16 protein-coding genes are annotated in these 21,205 nt (G+C 40.3%); 9 read left to right on the plus strand and 7 right to left on the minus strand.

Annotated features, from left to right (window positions below):
• Positions 1–14 precede the first annotated feature (14 nt).
• The gene (locus PY091_RS01765; protein WP_275648036.1) at positions 15–1,511 is read right to left on the minus strand and encodes a potassium/proton antiporter; all 1,497 of its coding nucleotides are present in this window, start codon (positions 1,509–1,511) and stop codon (positions 15–17) included.
• A 388-nt stretch (positions 1,512–1,899) separates the two neighbouring features.
• On the opposite strand from PY091_RS01765, the gene PY091_RS01770 reads away from it, so the two are divergent.
• Positions 1,900–2,748, plus strand: a complete 849-nt coding sequence (locus PY091_RS01770; RefSeq protein ID WP_275648037.1) for a TolB-like translocation protein — start codon at positions 1,900–1,902, stop codon at positions 2,746–2,748.
• A gap of 686 nt (positions 2,749–3,434) precedes the next feature.
• Positions 3,435–4,079: a response regulator transcription factor gene (locus PY091_RS01775; protein WP_275648038.1), complete on the plus strand. Its 645-nt coding sequence runs from the start codon at positions 3,435–3,437 to the stop codon at positions 4,077–4,079.
• A gap of 83 nt (positions 4,080–4,162) precedes the next feature.
• On the opposite strand, the gene PY091_RS01780 is transcribed toward PY091_RS01775, so the two are convergent.
• Together PY091_RS01780 and dnaK are read right to left on the minus strand one after the other, a co-directional pair.
• Positions 4,163–6,577 (minus strand): TonB-dependent receptor, encoded by a 2,415-nt coding sequence (locus PY091_RS01780; protein ID WP_275648039.1) that lies wholly within the window; start codon positions 6,575–6,577, stop codon positions 4,163–4,165.
• 197 nt (positions 6,578–6,774) lie between these two features.
• Entirely contained in the window at positions 6,775–8,685 is a 1,911-nt protein-coding gene (gene dnaK, locus PY091_RS01785) for a molecular chaperone DnaK (protein WP_275648040.1), read from the minus strand.
• 229 nt (positions 8,686–8,914) lie between these two features.
• Here dnaK and PY091_RS01790 point away from each other — a divergent pair, with 229 nt between their 5' ends.
• Positions 8,915–10,339 carry an L-serine ammonia-lyase gene (locus tag PY091_RS01790; RefSeq protein WP_275648041.1) on the plus strand — a complete coding sequence of 475 codons (1,425 nt, stop codon included), beginning with the start codon at positions 8,915–8,917 and terminating at the stop codon, positions 10,337–10,339.
• Here the strand turns inward: PY091_RS01790 and PY091_RS01795 are convergent.
• Positions 10,336–10,815: a nuclear transport factor 2 family protein gene (locus PY091_RS01795; RefSeq protein WP_275648042.1), complete on the minus strand. Its 480-nt coding sequence runs from the start codon at positions 10,813–10,815 to the stop codon at positions 10,336–10,338. The two genes, PY091_RS01790 and PY091_RS01795, sit on opposite strands and share 4 nt — an antisense overlap.
• 69 nt (positions 10,816–10,884) lie before the next feature.
• Between PY091_RS01795 and panB the strand changes: the two genes are divergently transcribed.
• The 3 genes from panB (at position 10,885) to PY091_RS01810 (ending at position 12,874) form a co-directional block, all read left to right on the plus strand.
• Positions 10,885–11,703 (plus strand): 3-methyl-2-oxobutanoate hydroxymethyltransferase, encoded by an 819-nt coding sequence (gene panB / locus PY091_RS01800; protein ID WP_275648043.1) that lies wholly within the window; start codon positions 10,885–10,887, stop codon positions 11,701–11,703.
• A 98-nt stretch (positions 11,704–11,801) separates the two neighbouring features.
• On the plus strand, positions 11,802–12,152 hold the full coding sequence (locus PY091_RS01805; protein WP_275648044.1) for a four helix bundle protein: 351 nt from the start codon (positions 11,802–11,804) through the stop codon (positions 12,150–12,152).
• Positions 12,149–12,874, plus strand: a complete 726-nt coding sequence (locus PY091_RS01810; protein WP_275648045.1) for an RluA family pseudouridine synthase — start codon at positions 12,149–12,151, stop codon at positions 12,872–12,874. The genes PY091_RS01805 and PY091_RS01810 overlap by 4 nt, the downstream gene beginning before the upstream one ends.
• Here the strand turns inward: PY091_RS01810 and PY091_RS01815 are convergent.
• Positions 12,864–14,408 carry a hypothetical protein gene (locus PY091_RS01815; protein WP_275648046.1) on the minus strand — a complete coding sequence of 515 codons (1,545 nt, stop codon included), beginning with the start codon at positions 14,406–14,408 and terminating at the stop codon, positions 12,864–12,866. The genes PY091_RS01810 and PY091_RS01815 overlap by 11 nt on opposite strands.
• Before the next feature lie 146 nt (positions 14,409–14,554).
• On the opposite strand from PY091_RS01815, the gene PY091_RS01820 reads away from it, so the two are divergent.
• Both PY091_RS01820 and leuB read left to right on the plus strand, forming a co-directional pair.
• Positions 14,555–15,727 carry a 2-isopropylmalate synthase gene (locus tag PY091_RS01820; protein ID WP_275648047.1) on the plus strand — a complete coding sequence of 391 codons (1,173 nt, stop codon included), beginning with the start codon at positions 14,555–14,557 and terminating at the stop codon, positions 15,725–15,727.
• 14 nt (positions 15,728–15,741) lie between these two features.
• On the plus strand, positions 15,742–16,860 hold the full coding sequence (leuB, locus tag PY091_RS01825; RefSeq protein WP_275648048.1) for a 3-isopropylmalate dehydrogenase: 1,119 nt from the start codon (positions 15,742–15,744) through the stop codon (positions 16,858–16,860).
• 3 nt (positions 16,861–16,863) lie between these two features.
• On the opposite strand, the gene PY091_RS01830 is transcribed toward leuB, so the two are convergent.
• Complete coding sequence (locus PY091_RS01830) at positions 16,864–18,120, minus strand: peroxiredoxin family protein (RefSeq protein WP_275648049.1); 1,257 nt, start codon at positions 18,118–18,120, stop codon at positions 16,864–16,866.
• Between the two features lie 129 nt (positions 18,121–18,249).
• Here PY091_RS01830 and pheT point away from each other — a divergent pair, with 129 nt between their 5' ends.
• Positions 18,250–20,661, plus strand: coding sequence for a phenylalanine--tRNA ligase subunit beta (pheT, locus tag PY091_RS01835; RefSeq protein WP_275648050.1), 2,412 nt, complete (start codon positions 18,250–18,252; stop codon positions 20,659–20,661).
• Here the strand turns inward: pheT and PY091_RS01840 are convergent, their stop codons facing one another.
• Complete coding sequence (locus PY091_RS01840) at positions 20,662–21,192, minus strand: fasciclin domain-containing protein (protein ID WP_275648051.1); 531 nt, start codon at positions 21,190–21,192, stop codon at positions 20,662–20,664. It abuts the gene before it with no gap.
• Positions 21,193–21,205 lie beyond the last annotated feature (13 nt).

Here is a 21,205-nt window from a genome sequence, read left to right on the forward strand (position 1 = left end):
GAAGAGGGGCATGCTTACTTCGTTGATTCCTCATTGGTTTCTTTTACCCTCTTCAAATGAAGGGAATCATAAACCTTGTCCAAGATCTCGACCTTATCCGTTAATACCACCAACTTGTCGTTAGCCTCAATTTTGGTCAATCCGTTTGGAGTAATATAGTTGCCATCTCGTTGGATCATGGCAATGATTGCTTTTTTGGGAAAGTTCAAGTTCACAATTTTTACACCAGATGCCGGACAGGATTCACTAATGATGATTTCCTTCATTACTGCCTTGGGGTTTTCAGAAAGCAACTCATCCGTTGCAGAAAGGGGCTTAGCACTATCAGGCAACCCAACACCCAACCATTTTGCCACTAAGGACAACGTACTCCCTTGTATCAACACCGAGGTCAGTGAAACAAAAAAAACAATGTTGAAAATACTGTTTGCCTTGTCTATTCCTGCCAAAAGTGGATAGGTCGCAAAAACTATGGGGACCGCTCCCCTTAACCCAACCCACGAAATATAAAATCTGCGTCTTAATTTCATCCGAAAGGGCAGCAAGGAAATCATAACAGCCAACGGACGCGCCACAAATATCAAAAACAAGGAAATCAACAAACCAACACCTATAAAAGGTACTATTTGGGTAGGAAAAACCAATAGACCCAGCGTTAAGAACAATACAATTTGCATAAGCCACGCCAAACCATCGAACATCCGCATAATGGTTTTTTTATGGATCAGATTTTGATTGCCCAAGTAGACGGAACAGATATAAATGGCAAGGAAACCATTGCCCCCTATAAAATCTGTAGCCGAAAAGGTAATAAACATCAAAGCAATGGTAAGTACAGGATATAGCCCCTCAAAATCCAATCGTATTCTGTTGATGATGATCTTACTGAGTTTGCCAAAAAGAAACCCGGCCGTCCCACCCAAGACCATTTGAAGAAAAAACATGGGTAACACAGACAAGATGTTCTTTTCCGGAAACTGGACCAAGGTCAAAAAAGCAATGGTAAGCACATAGGCCATTGGGTCGTTACTCCCACTTTCCAGCTCCAGCGTTGGTCTTAAATTCTTTTTTAAAGCAAGATTCTTACCCCTTAAAATGGAAAAAACCGCAGCCGCATCTGTGGATGATACAATAGCTCCCAGCAATAAACTTTCATAAAGTTCAAAGTCCGTGATCAAATACACAAAGTACCCCAGGCCCACTGCAGTGAGCAATACCCCAACGGTAGAAAGGGCTATCCCTTCTTTAAGGACAGGTTTAACAGATTGCCAATTGGTATCCAGTCCACCAGAAAAAAGAATAAAGTTCAAAGATACTACCCCTACGAACTGTGCAATTTGTGGGTTATCAAAATAAATTCCCCCAATACCATCCGATCCGGCCAGCATTCCAATGGTCAAGAACAACAACAATGTGGGAATACCAAAACGATAGGTTGTTTTCCCGGCCAGGATACTTATCAGCAACAATACCGAACCTATTAAAATTATATTCTCTATAGTAATGTTCATGGAGTGATGGTGAAAAAGGATTTGAGGTAATTATATAATCTAAAGGCTAACGGCACTTTCAAAACCCCGCTTTTTCAGAATGGCAAAGTTAATCGAATCTGTCTGATTTCTTACCAAGCTCATCATCGGTTGTATCATAATTAAAGTATGCGTTAAGCAAGAAATCAATGAATTACTCCACTTTTTCAAATTGAACACATGTTCGTTCAAACACCCAAAAAGAACGTTTAAAAGCATTTTAGTGGCTATTTGGGTGTTAAACACCGAAAAAATATTCGATAAAATGCACTTTTTAGTCGTTAAAAGTAAAAACCTATGAAAAATTGATAAGTATCCCATCCGATTGTTTTTGATCTTTGTCATGTATTAACCCCCAAATCTATACATCATGACACGTTCAATTATTTACAGCCTACTTATTTCAGGAATGATACTTGCCAGCCAGAATACTTTTGCACAGGCAAATGAAAAAATGATCAACGACACCATGGACGGAAGTGTTTCCACAATAGATGGTTATGTACCCTCCATGTCTATTACTAAAGACGGCAAAACAGCCTACTTCAGTAAAGGAACTTATGAAAAACCACTTTATGGTGTGTTTTCGAAAAAAGAATTGATTTACCATGTTTACCGTGCCGAAAACATTAACGGTGAATGGACAAACATTACAAAATTGGATGTATGCCCTAAACACTATTCGGCCAAACACCCCACAGTTACCGCAGATGGATCTCGTTTGTTCTTTGCGTCCAATATGAAGGGGACCTATGGTAAATACGACATTTATGTTGCGGATATCGCTGCCGATGGTTCCATTGGCGTTTCCAAGAACCTTGGCCCTAAAGTAAATACCAAGGAAGATGAACTTTACCCAAGTATTTACAACGAAACCTTATTGTTCTTTGCTTCAGAAGGCAGAGATGGCTTCGGTGGATTGGACCTTTACGCCTCCCAGGTAGTCAAAAACACATTGACCACCTCGGTTAACTTGGGTGCTCACATAAATAGCAACAGCGATGAGTATGCCATTCAGTTGAGCCCGGAGAAAAAAATGGGATTTGTAGTCTCCAATAGAGGATTCAACAATACCGTATCACAATATACTGTAGCATACGGACGTTCAAGTAAGCAGGGTCAGTACAACGATGTTGCTGAAAGAAATGCAGGACTCCAAACCGTTATGAATGAAGAAGCCTACGAGTATGTAGACACCTCATTCCAAGACGAACAATAATAACTGATACTAACTACTTATTGAATCGGTCAAAAAAACCTGAAGTGTCCAATGATGTTGTTTCATAGCCGAGTTTCGAAACACTCATGACCATGATAAGAAAGACAGGGGGAAACTGACAGACTATCATAGAAAGCGGGTTGTATTATTTCAATCTGACCGATTTACACCAAGAATAGGATGCTGATGGGACGGCATCCTATTTTTTTATTCAATATTTTGTATATCAGTATTTTACAATTACAAATAAGCCCCTTACTCCTTCCTTGTTACAGCTTAATGGATTTTATGAAAAGTGCAGTTGAACGAAAAACATTACAAAAGTTCCGCTCGATAGTTAAAAAATCATAATTTAACTCTTGAAATAATACAATCCCAAATCTATTAAGTCATGAACAAAAACTACAACACTCGAAAAAAAGGCGTCCCAAAACCTCTTTTCACTTTACTTTTTTAGCGAGGACAACCTCAACTAAACACAAATTTTAGTACTTAATCCCACACGGGATTACACCCATTTTTGAAGTAAATCAAAATGAGTAGCTATTGTTATTGCCCTTAGGCAATACGGTATTTCCCTTTTGATTTATCCCAACTTTAAAAAATGCGGAGAAGGACATTTATGTCCAAAACTTAACCTACGAATTATTTGATGAAACAAAATTTACCCCCTAATCTTTCTTATCATGAAAAAGCATGTTTTAAAAATTGCCATCATCGACAACGATGATTTGCTCGGCGGTATTTATAGGCAATATTTCCAAGAATGTGAGGATTATGAACTACAAGGCGTTTACAGCTCGGTTCATGCCCTGCTCTCCAATTTTGGCCGTTCCCATCCAGATATTATCATCTGTGAGGCCATGCTCAACGGAATTTCAGGCATCGATGGACTAGAATATTTCTATCGAAAAAACAAAGACCTCAAAGTGCTTATGATGAGCCAAAAAAATGATTTTAAGCTCATTAAAGAAGCATTTAAAAAAGGTGCCAGTGGCTATCTGATCAAACCAATGACCAAAGAGCGTTTGTTCAATGCCCTTGACACCCTAAGTCAGCATGGGATAGCCTTGGAGCTTGATGTAGCCAAGAAAATCATCGACTCTTTCCAGACAAAGTCTTTTGATGTATTCTCTAAAAAGGAGAATGAGATCATAGAATTGCTAACCCAAGGATTTACGTATAAAATGATTGCGGACAAGCTATTTGTAACACCTAGCGCCGTGAATTTTCATATACAGAACATTTATGTAAAGTTGAACGTGAATTCCAAATCGGAAGCTTTACAAAAACTAAAAGAAATGGAAATGCGGCAGTTGAACGCGGCTTAAGCCAGAAACTTCCACTAAACAAAAAACCCTGACCATTTAGTCAGGGTTTTTAAATTTAATACTTTATTGGACTAGTAAATTTTCTAAAAGACATCGCTTGATCCCCCTATTTTTCCATCCGCAGAAATTGCACTCGCCTCAATTTTGATTGAAGAAGCGTTCTCTGGAACAACCAATTTAACAATAACCTCTCCGTTTTCATCTGTTTCTACATTTGGGTTCCAATACAATAGATTCATTTTGTCTTTCTTTCTTTTGGGTAGCCCCTTTTTGAATTCCCTAAAATCAAATACAGGCTCGTATCCATCAAAAGTTAATTGGCTATCCTTTCGAGGAACATGCTCAAGTTCGTTCCCCTTCCGGGTATATATCATAAATACACCACCAGAGCCCCTACTGCCATATATTGATGCCTCAGGTCCTTTCAACAACTCTATTCGTTCAATATCCCTGTCATTCGCCAGGGCCATAATTTCAAGCAAGGGACTCGATGAACTTGTACCCATATGAGTGGCAGCTCCTTCTTGGGACAAAGGAAATCCATCCAAAACCCAAAGAATAGGGCCTGTACCACCCAAAATACGTGCGTAAGGATTCAATGTTTCCGCACCTCCTACAACAACTCCTGGTAACTCAGCTAACAACTGGAACAAACTTTTTGGCTTATCAAAATCTTGGAAGTTGACCCTATTTGGCGGCACATCTATCCCATAAAGTGATGGGGATTGTTTTTTTTGTGCTATGCCTTTTTCAACCACTTCGACTTCTTCCAGTTCAATGGTCTTTTCCGATTCATCCCGATTAAATGGTTTTGCAACCATGGTTTGGTCATTGACTTTTTTCTCTTGCCGAATCTCCATGTTGGGAACTAATACATTTTTCTCCTTTTCCACCATATTGAATGGCACAATCTTGACCAATCTCGATTTAAGGTCCTTGCCTTTTGTCCTAGCAACCAATGTTGCTTTACCTTCTATGTGAATATCTTTCAGTTTAATTACGCCTTGGGCATCTGTCCAAGCTTCTCCGACCCAAACATCTTTCTCGCTTGTTGCGACCAATTGAATTTTTGTATTGCTCAAAAGAGTATTGTTCAAATCGTAGGTGTGCCCAATAATTTCCAATCCTTTTTGAAATGAAAACCTTAAGCCATCGTTCTTGATTCTGCTCAACGCTAGAGACTCTTCTTCTGTTGCGGACAACAACAATTCAAGATCCTTAATAAATGCCTGCTTTCGATAGCTTGAGGTATTACTGCTATTTGAGATATGAGTCAACTCAAACAGGTCCGTTTGTTCGACAATATCCTTACTTGAATTCTCTTTAGAATCAGGGTTTAGCTGATTTACACTGATGGCCAACCTTGTTTTAACAGGGGTATCATCAAGATCCTTTACTTTAATTTTATAAGTTTTGGAGTCCGTTTCGATATCCACACCTATCTGTTCAATATCCACTTGGAGTTCATTTGAGGCAATCCAGATTGGTCTTTTTGCTATTTCGGAACCTAGGTTATCCATCAACTTTAAAGTAAAAACACCTGGTGGAAAATTGGCTTTGGAGAGCTCTACATCCAACATGCTTTTCTTTGAGAAATTCAACTTCTTTTCAAAATACTTTATCCCGCCTGATTCACCTATCAGAGTAACCTCTTGTCCTAAGACTTGGCCCGAGGCAGTCACTCGTATTTTGGCAAACTCCTTAGCTAGATTATTCACATGTAAAAGATAACCCTCGGTCCCTGCATTTGGAATTGGATATAAGCTTCCATCTTCCAACTCAAGTTGATATTTTTCACCCTCGTAAGGTTCAAAAATAGCCGTACCCAAACCTGCTGCATAGAAAGACACCTTAGAGACTACCTGATTATCCTTATTTACTATTCGACCTTCCTGTGTGTTTTCAAAGGATTGATTTTTAAGGACTTTCAACACTATTCTATTCCTAAATCCATTTATAAGTGTTCCACCCTCTGGTATGATCGAAACCTCAGAACCTCCATTAAGTTTATGTTCGTCATTTACCTCTCCTACTTGAATTTGTGACCACGCCATAAAGTCCGAACCATAGTTTTGAGACCATCGAGTAAAGGCTTTAACAGTATACATTCCGGAAACAATTTTTCCAGGAAGGTTAAGTTGTCCCTGTACCTCTCCATTCACTATTTTATGGGCTTGTTGTTTCAACAAAACTCCTTCTTCATCCAACAATTCAACATTCAAAACGCCGCTCTTACCATTCCTATTAAGTTGGTTTTCTGAAGAGATATATGCTTTAAAAAAAACAGGGGTTTTAGTATCCACTTGTTTGTTCGCAACTTGAAGCAATACACGTTCTGGCCACATGGCCAATGAATCTTGAAAACTATCCTGAAAATTAAACGAGAAGTCTTTCCAAGGAGCGTCGTTGCGAAATTGAACTGAGTTTTGCGCAGAGCCCACGACTAAGGAGAAGATTGTTGCTAAAATTAACAAGTACACTCTACAATTACTTTCCATTACTTTAATTACATGGTTTACAAATACTGGGCGAACTTTGAATAATGAAGGGTGATTACCTCAACCTCAATTGATATTCCTAAATATACAGAAAAAACAGCTACCTGACTTTTGCCCTATTGCGATACAATATCCTGATAAACAAAAAACCCCGGCGAAATCGCCAGGGTTTTTCTATGTATTAAAACGTAAATGAATTACTTCACTTCTTCGAAGTCTACATCCTCTACGTTATCACCTTCAGAGGCGCCTCCAGCTGTATCTTCAGCACCGGCTGAAGCTCCTGCTCCATTAGCCTGTGCATCGGCCTGTGCTTTGTACATTTCTTCGGAAGCTACTTTCCAAGCTTCGTTGATTTTCTCCAAAGCTGGCTCTATAACCGCTAGGTCCTTACCTTCATAAGCTTTCTTCAACTCTTCCAAAGCATCTTCGATAGGTTTTTTCTTGTCATCGGACAATTTATCACCGAACTCGCTCAATTGCTTTTCTGTTTGGAAGATCATTGCATCAGCCTCGTTCAACTTATCAGCTGTCTCCTTGGCTTTTTTATCCGCTTCGGCATTTGCCTCGGCTTCTGCCTTCATCTTTTGGATTTCCTCCTCTGTCAATCCAGAAGAAGCTTCAATTCGGATATCCTGAGATTTACCAGTAGCTTTATCTGTTGCGGAAACCTTGATAATACCGTTGGCATCAATATCAAAAGTCACTTCAATCTGAGGTGTACCTCTTGGTGCTGGTGGAATACCATCCAAGTGGAACCTACCGATTGTTTTGTTATCCGCTGCCATAGGTCTCTCTCCTTGCAATACGTGGATTTCAACCGAAGGTTGATTGTCCGCAGCAGTTGAGAATACCTGTGATTTCTTGGTTGGAATCGTAGTGTTCGCCTCAATTAACTTGGTGAACACGCTTCCCATAGTTTCGATACCCAAAGAAAGTGGGGTAACATCCAACAGAAGTACGTCTTTCACGTCTCCCGTCAATACACCACCTTGGATAGCGGCACCAATGGCCACAACCTCATCCGGGTTTACACCTTTGGATGGTTTTTTACCGAAGAATTTCTCAACGGCTTCCTGTACAGCCGGGATACGGGTAGAACCACCTACCAAGATAATCTCGTCAATATCACTTTTAGAAAGTCCTGCAGATTTCAATGCTTTCTCACAGGGATCAATTGTTCTTTTTACCAAATCGGCAATCAACTGCTCAAATTTGGATCTGGACAATGTTCTTACCAAGTGCTTTGGTCCTGAAGCTGTTGCTGTAACATAAGGCAAATTGATTTCTGTCTGTGCAGAAGAAGACAACTCGATTTTTGCCTTTTCAGCAGCCTCTCTTAAACGTTGAAGCGCCATTGGGTCTTCACGAAGGTCCATATCTTCATCTTTCTTGAACTCTTCGGCCAACCAATCAATTATTTTTTGGTCAACATCGTCACCACCCAAGTGGGTATCACCATCCGTGGCCAATACCTCGAATACCCCATCACCTAATTCAAGAATGGAAACATCGTGTGTACCACCACCAAAGTCAAATACTACAATTTTTTGCTCGGTGTCCTTTTTATCAAGTCCGTATGCCAAAGATGCGGCAGTTGGTTCATTGATGATTCGTTCCACGGTTAGACCTGCGATTTCACCAGCTTCTTTGGTGGCCTGTCTTTGTGAATCGTTAAAGTAAGCTGGAACGGTAATTACCGCTCTAGTTACATCTTGCCCCAAGTAGTCCTCTGCAGTTTTCTTCATTTTTTGAAGAATCATGGCAGAAAGCTCTTGTGGAGTATACAAACGACCGTCTATATCAACCCTTGGGGTATCGTTATCCCCTTTTACCACATTGTAAGGAACCCTGTTGGCCTCCTTGCTGGATTCTGAGTATTTGTTACCCATAAATCTCTTAATGGAATAAATCGTTTTGTGAGGGTTGGTTACGGCTTGTCTTTTTGCAGGGTCACCTACTTTGATTTCCCCACCTTCAACAAATGCGATCATCGATGGAGTGGTACGCTTACCTTCGGCATTTGGAATTACCACTGGCTCGTTACCTTCCATTACAGAGACGCAGGAGTTGGTCGTACCTAAGTCTATACCTATAATCTTGCTCATCGTATCTAAAGTTATTCTGTTTAAAATTCTTTTTTATCTCGCTCTTAAAATGTCAATGATTATGCCATGGGCTAGAATATGACAAGGTGTCAGATTATTGTCAAATCTCAATAAAATCCAGAAAAAATTACCATAACCCTAATCCATATTAAAAAAGGATCTTGGATATTTAAATATTCGCATTTTTATCCCGTTTAGCTTCCTATATTTGACATTGTAAATTGAGTTTATGGAGTGTATTAGTGTGTTTGATATGCTAAAAATAGGTGTTGGGCCTTCTAGCTCTCACACCTTGGGGCCCTGGCGCGCTGCCGAACGTTGGATCGCTGAACTGGAAGAACAACATGTTTTTGAAAATGTCCGGTCCATAAAGGCATATTTATATGGGTCGCTTTGCTTAACCGGTAAAGGACACGCAACGGACATTGCAGTTGTAATGGGTTTGTTAGGTACCGACCCAGAGACAGTAGATATTGACAGTATCTCAGGAAGTATTGACAGGATAAAGACTGATAACACACTCCTGTTTGGCGGTAAAAGAGAAATTCCATTCAATTTTCTCGACGATATACTTTTTAAAAAAGAGTTTCTTCCTTTTCATGCCAACGGTATACGCTTCGAAGCTGAATTGGACAACGGAAAAACCTTGGAAGAGACCTATTATTCCATTGGAGGTGGTTTTGTGGTAAAAGAAGAACGCATACACGCCAAGGAAAACAAAGAAACATTCAAAACCTTTCCGCACCCGGTAAAAACTGGGGACGAATTGCTACAACACTGCAATGCGCAAAATAAATCCATCTCACAAATTGTGATGGAAAACGAGCTTTCACTTAGAACCGAATCCGAAATTGACGAAGGTATTGCCCGTATCTGGAACACCATGTTGGAATGTATGTACGTTGGTTGCCATACCGAAGGTAAACTCCCTGGAGGTTTAAACGTAAAGCGTCGTGCATACGAAATGCATCAAAAATTAAAGGGAAATGCTCCCTACTCCAATCCCCAGGAATGGCTTGAAAGCATCAGGGAAACCGAGGTCAGGTTCCGTCAGATCATAAAATGGGTAAGTTGTTTTGCGCTCAGCGTAAACGAAGTGAACGCTTCATTGGGTCGAGTAGTTACCGCTCCTACCAATGGAAGTGCAGGAGTCATCCCCGCCGTGTTGATGTACTACATGGTGATTGAAAACCACGATGCTAATTTTGATGATGTGAAACAATTTCTGCTTGTGGCCAGTGAAGTGGGAAGCATCTTTAAAAAAGGGGCCACTATATCTGCTGCCATGGGCGGTTGCCAAGCAGAAATCGGCGTATCATCTGCCATGGCTGCAGCTGGATTGACAGAACTCATGGGCGGCTCGCCGGAGCAAGTTTTGATTGCTGCAGAAATCGCCATGGAACACCATTTGGGACTTACTTGTGATCCCATAGGTGGTCTGGTACAGGTGCCCTGTATTGAGCGCAATGCAATGGGAGCCATTAAGGCCATAAATGCCGCAGAGCTTGCATTGGACACCGACCCTAAGGACTGCAAGGTTCCGCTGGACAAAGTAGTAAACACCATGTGGGAAACTGCTAAAGATATGAACTCCAAATACAAGGAAACTTCAGAAGGAGGACTTGCCGTAGGTGTATTTTTAAGCGATTGTTAATCCCTACAACCTTCCTTCCCCCTAGTATCTATTAAATAGATGATTTTCCATTCACCATCAAAATTGATGAGCTGGAAGGAATTGATGCCGCAATGGCTAAATTCTCCATTCAACCAAAACTCATAACCTACCCAGGCATTTGCCATCGTCCTATCTACCTGAATGGAGAATGAGGTGAGTTTTTCCTCAAACTTTGTGGTTTCCGGAATACCAACAATGGACTTTAAGAACCCTGAAAATTCCTCCGTTTTAAAAAGCGTCTTTCCTTCCTTGCTCCTGCCCGTGGTCTGCAATACTATCTCATCTGCTACGGTACTTTTGATAATTGTGGAGTCTTGCTTATGGAAACCCTCAAAAAAAGTTTTTACAACCTTTTTCACCTCCATTTCTGCCTCCTCGGTTGAAGGGTTTGGGCCTTGTGCATGTGCCAAGGATCCCATTACTAAAAAAACAAGGCAATTAAACAGATTTCTCATTTGATAAGTTTTTTGATTGAAGCCTAAATTAAACAAATCTGCTTACTTTTAGCATCAAATTAAAATACAATGTCTACAGCCAAAAAAGAATACAAAAGGGTCACGGTAAAATCGTTGGTGGAAATGAAAAAACATGGTGAAAAAATCAGCATGTTGACCGCTTATGATTATTCCATGGCCAAAATCGTGGACGGTGCCAATGTGGATGCTATTTTGGTCGGTGATTCCGCCAGTAATGTAATGGCCGGCCACGAGACCACACTGCCCATTACGTTAGATCAAATGATTTACCATGCAAGTTCGGTGGTAAGAGCAGCCAAAAGAGCTTTGGTTGTTGTAGACATTCCTTTTGGCAGTTACCAAGGTGATTCCAAAGAAGCTTTGCGCTCGGCTATTCGGATAATGAAGGAAAGTGGTGCGCATGCGGTAAAAGTTGAAGGTGGTGAAGAAATTAAAATTTCCATAAGCCGAATTTTGGAAGCTGGGATTCCAGTGATGGGACATTTGGGACTAACCCCACAATCCATTTATAAGTTTGGCACCTATACTGTTAGAGCCAAAGAAGAAGAGGAAGCAGACAAACTAAAATCCGATGCCAAATTACTGGAGGAATTGGGCTGTTTCGCCATTGTTTTGGAAAAAATTCCAGCTAAACTGGCCAAAGAAGTTGCGGAAAGCGTTTCCATCCCTGTTATTGGTATTGGGGCCGGCGGACATGTGGACGGACAAGTTCTGGTAGTGCATGATATGTTGGGAATGACGCACGAGTTTCATCCAAGGTTTTTGAGGAGATATCTGAACCTTTATGATGAAATGAGCAATGCCATTTCCCAATATGTGGATGATGTAAAAAGCAAGGATTTTCCGAGTGACGAAGAGTCTTATTAGATGATTGGATTATTAGATTATTCGATTGTTGGGTTCTGTTGTTTCTGATTTGAATTCTTATTTTTGAACCTCAACCTCCAAACTGAAAATAAATTGAAATGCATCGATTTAAAGATTTGGAAATATGGAGGTTAAGTAGAAATTTTTGTTCTGACATTTATGAAACCACATCATCATTCCCTGAAAGCGAAAGGTTTGGCCTTACCAATCAACTAAGAAGAGCTTCGGTATCAGTTCCATCTAATATTGCAGAAGGTTGCTCTAGAAAATCCAATAGAGATTTTTCAAGATTTTTAGAAATTGCCATGGGTTCTATGTATGAAATTGAGACGCAATTATTAATTTCCAATGATTTGAACTTCATTCAAACGAAAAAGCTGAACTCACTTTTACAAAAACTGGATTCAATTATTAAAATGACCTCAAAATTCAAATCGACCCTAAAGTGAAATCCAAAAATCCAAAAATCGAAGAGTCAGGTAGGTCCACTCCTTCCAATCTTCAAGTCCTTTTTGAAGACAATCACCTAATCGTGGTAAATAAGCGCGTGGGTGACATTGTTCAGGGGGATAAAACTGGTGATGCTCCCTTAAGCGAAGTTGTTAAGCAATATCTAAAAAATAAATACAATAAACCAGGCAATGTTTATTTGGGCGTGGTGCATCGATTAGATCGTCCCACATCGGGCATTGTACTCTTTTCCAAAACATCCAAGGCCTTGCCTCGTCTCAATAAAATGTTTGCTCAAGGAGAGACCAAAAAAATGTATTGGGCAGTCGTTAAAAATGCCCCTCCACAAGAAAGTGGGTCGTTAACCCATTGGTTGGTGCGCAACCCTAAGCAAAATAAGTCGTATGCTCACAACAAGGAAGTGCCTGATAGCAAAAAGGCCGAGTTGGATTATAAAATCATAAAGAAGCTCGACAACTATTTTTTGTTGGAAATTGATTTGAAAACGGGAAGACATCATCAAATAAGAGCACAACTCACAGCCATAGGATGCACTATAAAGGGAGATTTAAAATATGGTGCCGACCGAAGCAACAAGGATGGCGGAATTCATCTACACGCAAGGAGCTTGGCTATAGTACACCCTGTACAAAAAGAGCCTGTAGCCTTTTTGGCCCCACCACCAAACGACCCTATTTGGAACGCCTGTCTTAACGAGTAAGTGCCAAGGCCTTTTCCCTAATAATTTCGGAAACAGGTTTGTTCTGCAAATGACTTTCCAACCACGAAAGGATGTCCAAATACAAGAATGCCCGTTTTTCATAGGGGTGGTTCTCATATTTTTTCAATTCGTTATACAACTTTTGGAACTCTCCTTTTAAATCTGTTGGATATATGTCACCAAGGTTTCTCAGGAACTTGATCATTTCCTTTTGCACCTCATGTAAATCGTTCATTTTCAGTAAGAACTTGTAGGTGCTTTTAAGCTGCACTTCCAAATGATAATCCATACCTGCTTCGTAATGCGCCACAAGACTCAATACCCTTGCAAAACACATCAAATCTTCGCGCATCTTCAACTTTTTATTGGAAATGATTTTCTTGAGGTACGCAATACAGTTTTTGTTGTCACCATTCCCGAAATATAGGCAGGCAATTTTATAGTAAAGCAGCATTATGTGGTGTTCATCAATCTGTTGTCGATGTTTTTTTATGCCATATTCAATTATGTTCACCAAGTAAATTCCTTTATCAAAAGTCCCCTCAAGAAAGTGAAGATTCAGCTTATTTGTATTGATGTACAAAAAGGCAAGCGAGCTAATGTTATCATTTTTAGGGAACTTTGGATCTTGTACCTGCTCCTCCAAGCGCTCCAAGGTTTCCCTAAACTGGGAAGCATACTTCACAAAGAAGAGTGATTCCAACAAATAATGGTTCCCTTTTAAAAAGAACACGGGGTTCAAAGGAATCATATGTTCATGCTCGTAAAATAGATCAACCCATTTACTTGCGTATTTATAGGCTGACAAAAAGTCTTGAATCAGAAGACTATACCATAAATGAGCCTTGTACAACCAAAGTTTTTCACGGAAACCCAACTTTTCAATTTCATATTTGGGCAAATGTTCCTCAAAATAACTTTTTACTTTTTGGAGGTCCTCATCACTTCTCACATAACCTACTTTCAGCATCATCCCATACAATTGCAGCGATAGATTTGAAAGTTTGCTGGTAATCACATTTTGCTCCGAAAGTTCTTTGGCTTCAACAGCAAGTTCATCGGCCCTATCCGGAATACTGCGTGTAATGTATTGGGTTTCTATAACCTTCTCCAGTTCAACAATTTCATATGCCACATTCTTCTCCTCGTTCTCAATCGCAAAGCTTTTAGCTTTTTCCAAAATCTTTAAGCTCTGCTTATATAGCCCTTTCTGATAAAGAATCGTAGCAAAATCCAATTGTTCCCTTATCTGAATACGTACATTCTGGTTGACTGGATTAAGTCTAAGACTTACCAGGATTTGCTTGTATAAATGCGCTTTAAGGTTGGATAGTTGTGATTTTTTAACAATGCCACTGTCCAAAATCTGCTTTTCGTCATACTTCCGCATCTTATCCAAAAGATTGAAAAGTGCCAAAAATTTTGCATCGGTGTTTACGCCTAATCGACCAACATACAGCTTAAATTGGCGCTTTTCCGATTTGGAAAGCGATTTCACCAATACAAACAAAGCATCCTTATGGGCATTTGTCATCGTAAAAAATATTGTTTAACCAATTGTATTTCAGTTATTTATATCTATCAAAAAGCAATTAAACGTTGTAACGTTCTTTCAGTTGCTTTTCGCCTTCTACCTGACTTCCCTATTTTCGTAAGTCATAGAAAAAACAGGTTGAAATAATGGGTAAAGATAAGGTAGAAATTTTTGACACAACACTGAGAGATGGAGAACAAGTACCAGGTTGCAAACTGGATACTGAACAAAAATTGATTATCGCCGAGCGATTGGATGAACTTGGAGTTGATGTGATCGAGGCAGGGTTCCCCATATCTAGCCCAGGTGATTTCAAATCGGTGAACGAAATTGCAAAGTTGGTCAAAAATGCAAGGGTCTGCGGACTGACCCGCGCAGTTAAAAAGGACATTGAAGTGGCTGCCGAAGCCATAAAAGATGCCAAAAGACCAAGAATACACACTGGAATCGGAACTTCCGAATCACACATAAAGTATAAATTCAACTCTACTCAAGATAAAATTATTGAACGTGCCGTAGATGCTGTGGCCTACGCTAAAACTTTTGTTGAGGACGTAGAGTTCTATGCAGAGGACGCTGGCCGAACCGATAATGAATTCTTGGCCCGAATCTGTGAGGCTGCCATAAAAGCAGGAGCCACTGTTCTAAATATACCGGACACTACCGGATATTGCCTCCCTGAAGAATATGGCGCAAAAATGAAATACTTAAAAGAGAACGTAAAAGGCATTGAGAAAGCCATCCTTTCTTGCCACTGCCATAACGACTTAGGATTGGCCACTGCTAACTCCATTGCCGGGGTAGTTAACGGGGCTAGGCAAATCGAATGTACCATTAATGGTATTGGGGAGCGTGCTGGTAACACTTCTTTGGAGGAAGTTGTGATGATTATGAGACAGCATCCTTACTTGAACCTAGATACGGATATCAACAGTAAATTACTTTGGGATACAAGCACCATGGTTTCCCAAAAAATGGGAATGCCAGTGCAACCCAATAAAGCCATTGTAGGTTCCAATGCATTTGCACACAGCTCAGGAATCCATCAAGATGGGGTTATAAAACAACGGGAAACTTACGAAATCATTGACCCTAAAGATGTTGGTGTAAGTGAATCATCCATTGTACTCACAGCTCGAAGCGGCCGTGCAGCATTGGCTTATCGAGCCAAAAATGTTGGGTACGAGCTTACCAAACTTCAATTGGATGTGGTTTACCAAAACTTTTTGAAGTATGCCGATGTTAAAAAGGAAATTCTAGATGAGGATATTCACGAGATTGTGGAAACCAGCAACATCGGAATAAAAAATATGGCCTAAACACAGGTTACTGTATGTCACTAAAAATTGCATTGCTTCCTGGAGATGGAATCGGTCCCGAAGTATTGGCCCAGGCGGTTAAATGCTTAGAGGCCGTAGAAGAAACCTTTAATCAGCATTTTATTTTTAAGGAAGCCCCTGTAGGTGCCATCGCAATTGATAAAAAAGGTAAACCCTTGCCCGATGCCACTTTAAAATTGTGCAAGGAGTCAGATGCTGTGCTTTTTGGAGCCATTGGTGACCCAAAATACGACAACGACCCAGAGGCAAAAGTAAGACCGGAACAAGGTTTATTGCAATTACGAAAGGAACTTGGCCTTTTTGCCAATATTAGACCCATTCTATCCCATCCTACGCTATTGGACAAATCTCCTTTAAAAAAGAAGGTGGTCAATGGAACCGACTTTGTTATTTATAGGGAATTAACGGGTGGAATCTATTTTGGAGAGAAAAAACTAAACGAAGAAGGCACCAAAGCTTCGGACCTTTGTGAATATACCGAAGAAGAAATAAGCCGAATTGCGCACCTTGCCTTTAAAGCGGCCAAAGGACGAAAAAAGAAGCTTACCCTTATAGATAAGGCCAATGTGCTTGAATCTTCCAGGCTTTGGAGAAAAGTAGTTGCCAAAATCGGAGAAAGCTATCCTGAAATTACTTTGGACTTTATGTTCGTGGACAATGCGGCCATGCAAATCATATTGAACCCAAAACAGTTTGATGTTATCCTAACGGAAAACATGTTCGGCGATATAATTTCTGATGAAGGCAGTGTAATCGGTGGTTCCATTGGATTATTGGCGTCTGCTTCGGTAGGCGAAGAGAATGCTTTGTTCGAGCCAATTCATGGGTCCTACCCGCAAGCCAAGGGCAAAGATATTGCAAACCCCATTGCATCCATACTGTCCGCCGCCATGTTATTGGAGCATTTTGGGCTTATGGAAGAAGCTTGGGCCGTAAAAAAAGCTGTGGACAAATCATTGAAGAAAGGAATTGTTACTCCAGATTTAAAAGCAAACAGCCAATACGGGACCAATCAAGTTGGTGATTTTATTGCCCATAACATCGTGGACATCGAAGATGATTTTTTAATGAACGGGGAAAACATCGACCTGGGGAAATCCACTATTATTTAAAAACTAGCTCTCTACAGCCTTATCTACAGTTTCTTCTGTTGAGGTCAATTCCTCAATAGTAGCATTAAATTCTTTTTTGAATTCGATAAACTTTTCACCTGTAGCAGGTCCATTAAAACCGGTGTGAATTTTTTTCACCTCCCCTTCCCTATCTATATAAATGGTCGTAGGGTACGAAAGAATGTGATTTAACATCGGGAGTTTTTCGTTGGCCTTCTGCTTGTTGGAAGTGCCGTATTGTGCCAATAGTATGGGGTAAGGCACTTCTTCTCGCTCCTTTAACCTATTGATCCCCTCAAAGGCCTTCTCTTCGGTTTTGGCATATTCAAACGCCAGCCCCACAAATTGAAGGTCCAAATCAGGATTATTTTTAATAAAATCTACGTAAAACCGTGTCTCATCCAAGCAATTGGTACACCAGGTTCCCATAATCTGAACCAATACTGGCTTACCTTGAAACATAGGATCTTCCAAGTTTACCATTTCGCCCTCAGGATTGGGGAAAGTAAAATCAAACTTATCATAGCCTTCTCGCAAATAGGTTAGTTCATTCGAATCGGGCAGTTCAAATGCCTCGTTCCTTGCTGCCATAAATTCTTGAACAGTGTGTTTACCAGAGTAAAATTTACCATCAAGAGTGCTATCGGTCACTTTGGCCAAGAATAAAAACACATGGGAACCATCAAAAGCGGATAGTTTCATGCTGTCGCCCGTAACAACTCCATCCAAATATCTATAATCGCCTGTTTTGGTCCTGAAAGTTCCTTTTACCTTATTCCCATCCTGCATAAAAATTCCTTTTGCAGGATATTCGTTTTCTGTATTTACATTAAAATAAGTCTCCCAAATACCAGAAAGGTTTACGGTTGCATCACTTTCAACTTTAAACCTATCTTGTTTACCATGGGTTGCCCTAAAAGGCACCCGCCTTTCCTTACTTTCTTCAATAAACTCCCCATTGATTTCATTTGCCGTATAGGTTCCTGAAATATGACCTTCGAATATGGGCATTCTTATATTGATGGAATCTCCATCAAAAGTGAATTCGTCTATTACGACCACTTCTTCACCATTGTAAGCCTTCATAACATACCCTCCTTCGGCATCTTGAGAAAGTGTAAACTCGAAAGGTAATTTCTGTGACTCGGACACTTCTATTTGAGCCAGCCAATCACCGGTCATCAATTGCGTTTTTTCTTCATTCTTGCAAGAGGCCAAGCAGACACAAAGGCCCAATATTGCCATCGCTATCTTGTTCATATAATGAAAGATTTTACCTAAATGTAGGAAATACATTTTAAAACTTACCACTACCTCCGTTTTATGGTTACTATTATCGTTGAATCTGTTCCCCTATTGTTATATATTTGTGCCCTCTAAAAACGGGGTATGAAGATTTCTTATAACTGGTTGAAGCAATTTTTACAAATTGATTGGAACGCTCAAAAAACAGGCGAACTTTTAACAGATTTGGGTCTGGAAGTTGAGGGTATCTCACAATTTGAATCAGTTAAGGGTGGTTTAAAAGGTATCGTTGTGGGCCATGTACTTACTTGTGATAAACACCCAAACGCCGATAGACTAAAATTAACTACAGTTGATATTGGACAGGAAGCTCCCGTTCAGATTGTTTGCGGAGCCCCGAACGTTGCAGCTGGGCAAAAAGTTCCGGTGGCGACTGTAGGAACCACGCTTTATACCAAAGAAGGTGAGGCTTGGGTAATCAAAAAAGGGAAAATCCGGGGCGAAGTGAGCCAAGGTATGATTTGTGCCGAGGACGAAATCGGTCTAGGAGAAAGTCATGATGGGATTATGGTCCTTAATGAGGAGTTGGTTCCCGGAACTCCATGCTCCAAAGTATTCGATATTGAAGATGACGAAGTATTCGAAATAGGGCTTACCCCTAACCGAGCGGATGCCATGAGCCATTTTGGTGTTGCACGCGATCTTAAGGCCGGATTGGAGCAAAAAGAAATACAGAAGGAACTTGTAACCCCGTCCGTAAGTAATTTTTCCATTGACAATCGCTCACTAAAGATTGATGTGGAGGTTAAGGAAAGTGACCTTGCACCGAGATATTGCGGAGTTACCATAAGTAATCTTGTGGTTCAAGATTCACCGGATTGGTTAAAAAATAGATTGAAAGCCATTGGTTTGGCTCCGATCAACAATGTGGTAGACGTTACCAACTACGTACTCCACGAATTGGGGCAACCACTACATGCTTTCGATGCCTCCAAAATAAAGGGCAATAAAGTAGAGGTTAAAACTTTGCCCGCCGGCACCAAATTTGTCACTTTGGATGAAGTAGAACGGGAACTACATGAGGACGACCTTATGATTTGTGATGCTGAAAAGCCCATGTGTATTGCTGGTGTTTTTGGTGGACTTCATTCCGGTGTTACCGAACATACTACTTCCATATTTTTGGAGAGTGCCTACTTTGACCCTGTTTCCATAAGAAAAACAGCTAAAAGACATGGATTGAACACAGATGCTTCTTTTAGGTTTGAGAGAGGCATTGATATTAATATGACCAAATATGCCCTTAAAAGGGCAGCTTTGCTGATCAGGGAAATAGCCGGTGGCTACATCACTTCGGAAATTGCCGATCTATTCCCGAAAAAACCACAGGAGAGCCAAGTATTTTTGACCTTCAACAAAATCAACTCGTTGATTGGACAAGAGATTCCAAGAGATACCATTAAGTCTATTCTTTCCTCATTGGAAATAAGAATCAATAACGTGACCGAATCCGGACTTGGTTTAACCATTCCCACCTACAGAGTAGATGTTACCAGGGAAGTTGATGTGATCGAGGAAATTTTACGGGTTTTCGGATATAACAATATCGATTTCAAGGAAAAGCTAAATGCATCCATTGCCAAAACTTCTCGTTTCGAAAATTATAGGATTCAAGATATAGTGGGCACTATGCTTGCTTCCAAAGGTTTTTTTGAAATCATGACCAACAGTTTGGTCTCTTCGGACGTTACACCAGATGCCGATAGTTCCGTACAAATGTTGAACCCGCTGAGCTCAGATCTTTCTGTTCTTAGGACTTCCATGCTTAATTCCGGTTTACAAACCGTAAGCTACAACCACAACAGGCAAAAAACAGACCTAAAGCTTTTTGAATTTGGTAAGACCTACCACAAAGTGGATGGTCAATATCAGGAAAAGCAACATTTAGCTCTATTTATTTCTGGAGACCGAAAGCAAAACAGTTGGGCGGTAGCCTCCAAGAAAACTGAATTTTTCTATTTAAAGGGTATTGTTGACAATGTTTTTGAGCGTTTGGGGCTAAGAGACATCAATACGGCGCCTTTGTCAGATTCAAATTTTGCTGAAGGCATTTCTTATACAAAGGACAATACTGTGCTAGTTTCCCTTGGCCTTGTGAGCAAGTCTGCCCTAAAACAAGTAGACATTAAACAGGAGGTGTTTTATGCAGATTTAAACTGGGATGCCATCTTGGAATGCATAAGTACGCAAAATGTAGCCTTCAAGGAAATTCCGAAATTCCCGGAAGTAACCCGCGATTTCGCCTTGCTTTTGGATGATTCTGTATCTTTCCAAAAAGTATATGACATTGCTTGGAACACCGAAAAGAAATTACTTAAAAAAGTGAACCTTTTTGATGTGTATACCGGAGATAATCTACCTGAAGGCAAAAAGTCCTACGCGGTAAGCTTTACGTTAATGGATGAAAAGAAAACATTGACGGACAAGCAAATCGATAAAATAATGGGTAAGCTATTGTCTGAATATCAAAAGGAACTAGGAGCCGAACTTCGCTAATTACATTTGGGCCGGTAAAATAACGCTGTCTATTTCGTGAACCACACCTTCATTTTCCAAATTAAGGTCGGCCGTGGTGATTCTTGCTGTGTTTCCAACAGGATCGGTTAGTACAATATCGTAACCATCTAAATGCACAGTCAGTTTTTTACCTTGGATGGTGGTGAAGCTTGCTTTACCATTGCCATTACCAATTGCACGGAGCATGCGAGAAGCTGTCAAGTGTCCTGCAACGATATGATAAGAAAGCAAGGTCTTCAATTCTCTTTTGTCCTCTGCATTCATCAATTCGGTAATCTTATTATTCGAGAACTTTTCAAAAGCCGCATCGGAAGGTGCAAATATGGTGAAAGGTCCAGATTTTTGAAGCAAAGTACCCAGTTCCGTAGCGTTTACGGCACTTAAAAGTATTTTATGGTTATCCAATTTACTGGCGTAGGACAATGCACTTGTTGTATTGTTCTGTGCGGTTAAACCAACTGAAAAAATAAAAGAAAGACAAAGCAAGAATTTGGCTGCGGGGGTATTCATGTGGTCGGTCAAA

The sequence above is a fragment of the Flagellimonas okinawensis genome, assembly GCF_029194005.1.
Lineage (GTDB): Bacteria > Bacteroidota > Bacteroidia > Flavobacteriales > Flavobacteriaceae > Flagellimonas > Flagellimonas okinawensis.